At 60.8% G+C, this 2,208-nt stretch carries 5 protein-coding genes; all 5 read right to left on the bottom strand.

Annotated features, from left to right (window positions below; all coding sequences use genetic code 11):
* The coding region (locus Q0349_RS14110) for a helix-turn-helix transcriptional regulator (RefSeq protein WP_366916294.1) at nucleotides 1–158 on the bottom strand (158 nt) is incomplete at its 3' end.
* The gene (locus tag Q0349_RS07810; protein WP_298080308.1) at nucleotides 155–571 is read right to left on the bottom strand and encodes a hypothetical protein; all 417 of its coding nucleotides are present in this window, start codon (nucleotides 569–571) and stop codon (nucleotides 155–157) included. The genes Q0349_RS14110 and Q0349_RS07810, both read right to left, overlap by 4 nt.
* A gap of 3 nt (nucleotides 572–574) precedes the next feature.
* Nucleotides 575–1,459, bottom strand: a complete 885-nt coding sequence (locus Q0349_RS07805; protein WP_298080307.1) for a replication protein — start codon at nucleotides 1,457–1,459, stop codon at nucleotides 575–577.
* On the bottom strand, nucleotides 1,456–1,941 hold the full coding sequence (locus tag Q0349_RS07800; RefSeq protein ID WP_298080306.1) for a hypothetical protein: 486 nt from the start codon (nucleotides 1,939–1,941) through the stop codon (nucleotides 1,456–1,458). Before Q0349_RS07800 ends, Q0349_RS07805 begins: the two co-directional genes overlap by 4 nt.
* The coding region (locus tag Q0349_RS07795) for a hypothetical protein (RefSeq protein WP_298080305.1) at nucleotides 1,938–2,208 on the bottom strand (271 nt) is incomplete at its 5' end. The genes Q0349_RS07800 and Q0349_RS07795, both read right to left, overlap by 4 nt.

Below are 2,208 nucleotides of genomic sequence, written 5' to 3'. Positions count from 1 at the left end.
GCACGCACCCGCAACCGGTCGGGGTAATACACGGGGAGCGATTGCCCGCGTTGCTCAAGACGCGCCAGCGCGCTTTCCGACATCGCAGCCATCTTGCCCACCTGCGGGCGTGTATAGCCGCAGGCCTCGCGCAGACGGCGCAGGATTGCCCCGGTCATGCCGCACCGCCTTTGGGGAACATCTCATCATCGCGCGGCGCATTGATGCGCATCTTGCCGGTAATCATTGCGACCATATCGTCCAGCCAAGCATCCTGTTTCGCGCGCTCTTCGACGCTCATCGGCGCCTCCGGCAACGCCAGCGGGGAGTCTTTGGGAGGCAGACTGGCCAGCAACTGCGCGGGCTGTGGCCAGCGAATACACGTTTGGCACAAACGCAGAAACGCTGATTTCACCCGCGCGCTGTCGTCATCTCCCCATTGCCTGCCACACGCCAGCGCCTCCAGCCAAACTTGCAACACCGCCGCCATGTCGTCAGACGACGGCGCGCCCTCCATGCGCAACACCAGCAAACGCTTCAGGCCGTTTGCCACCGCATTACTGACACTCTTGGGTAATTGATTGATTTGCATGATTTAATCCTCGTCTTGAATGAAACTGTCCAGAATCGCCAAGCCCCGGCTGATGGCGCTGCCGCCCTGCGGTACGCCGCCAAACCCGTTCGGCATCCCCGGCACGCCAGCGGGCGACACCTCGCGGCCGGTCTGGTCAAACGTGCGGCCTTGCGGCTGCGCTGCCATGCGGTCGCGCATTTGCTTGGCCTGTTCGGTTTCTGCCATGTCCCTCAGGTAGCTGTTGGCGTAAAATCCTTGCCATTTCCGCTCTGCCGCGTATGCCGCCGCCTCCTGCGGGCTGATGCCTGCCACTTCTGCCTGCCGGCAATGCCGCTTCCAGGCGTACTCCGTCATCTCCTTGCCGTCGTGATACTTCCACCAGGCGCGGGCGGTTTCTTCTTCCACGCCCCGCTCTGCCAAGAACGCGACGAACTCGTCCGCCTTCGACCGCCGTTTCGGTTTCGGCTGGTCAGGTTCGGGGGGCGCGGGTGGCGCGTCAGCGCACACACTCCCTTTGTTAGAAGTGTCTTTTGTCATAGTGTCTTTTGTAGTGCCCCGTTTATCGGGGTGGGTGTCACCCCGTTCATCGGGGTGGGTATGGTCGTCGGAAGATGGCGATGGCTCGTCAAAATTGAGCGAGTAGGTCGTGATTTTCCCGTACGATTCATGGCGGATAATCAGCCCCATTTCCTCAAGTTCGCGTAGCGCCTTGCCAACCGTGTCGCGTTTGGCAATGCCCGCAAGCTCCTGAAACTGCCTGATGGAAATGCGGTCTGAAGACTTGTTCCATCCTGTGGTTTTGCGCACAATCACCACATAGCACTTGAGCGCGTTGCCGGACATCCGACGCAAATCCAAATCGACAATGGCATTGGCGATGGTGAAAGAATTACTGATGCGGCTCATGATTGCCCCTCAAAAAACAACTGCATCCCATCCGGCAAGGGCAACCAGAAGGCGAACCCCGCATCCTCGAACCATGGCACCAACGCGGCGTCGGTCGCCCACGCGGGCAGGCGCTCGCCGCCCTCAGCATCCAGTACCGCACCAAGCGGCGTCCTGAAAAACACCTCAGCCCCGCGCCCGTCCTTGCGTAGCGCGACAAAGCGCGTACCGCGTGCGGGCATCTCGGCGAATCGCCAGCGCGTATCCCGCGCCGCAGTCGTTACCCCAAAACCCACGGCATACCCCTCCGGCAACGCTGTCCAGCACCAATGACCGCTCTCATACAACCAGTCCTCCAGCTCCTCGCCATTCATCACGCCGTGGTCGTCGCCATCGGCATCCAACAAATGACCGTCCCACACGAACAACGCCGCACCGCTACCATCGTCAAACAGCGCAACAAACCTGCCGCGCTCCGGCGGCTCACCGAATAACCAGCTCATGCCGCCACCTCCACATCCGGCAACGCCATCCAGAACTCGAAACCCAAAGAAAGCAGAAAATCCGTGACCTCCTCAGGGCCGCCGGGACGGTGCGCCACAACATCAAGCAACCCGTCCGCCAGCCAGCCGCGCTTGTCATACACAAACACCTGCCCCTCCAACTGCTTGTTGGCATTAACTCTCGCAGCTACAAACCACATGCCCGGTGTAACCGGCTTGTCCGTAAACGTGTGCCAGCTCATACTGCAACCTCCACCTGTTGAATCC

This window comes from uncultured Cardiobacterium sp., assembly GCF_938028185.1.
Lineage (GTDB): Bacteria > Pseudomonadota > Gammaproteobacteria > Cardiobacteriales > Cardiobacteriaceae > Cardiobacterium.
Note: the sequence above shows the minus strand (reverse complement) of the source record. Positions and strands in the feature narration are given on the sequence as shown.

Coding starts and splice junctions, on each gene's coding strand:
- Q0349_RS07810 (WP_298080308.1), bottom strand. CDS start 571: ATGCAAATCAATCAATTACCCAAGAGTGTCAGTAATGCGGTGGCAAAC.
- Q0349_RS07800 (WP_298080306.1), bottom strand. CDS start 1,941: ATGAGCTGGTTATTCGGTGAGCCGCCGGAGCGCGGCAGGTTTGTTGCG.
- Q0349_RS07805 (WP_298080307.1), bottom strand. CDS start 1,459: ATGAGCCGCATCAGTAATTCTTTCACCATCGCCAATGCCATTGTCGAT.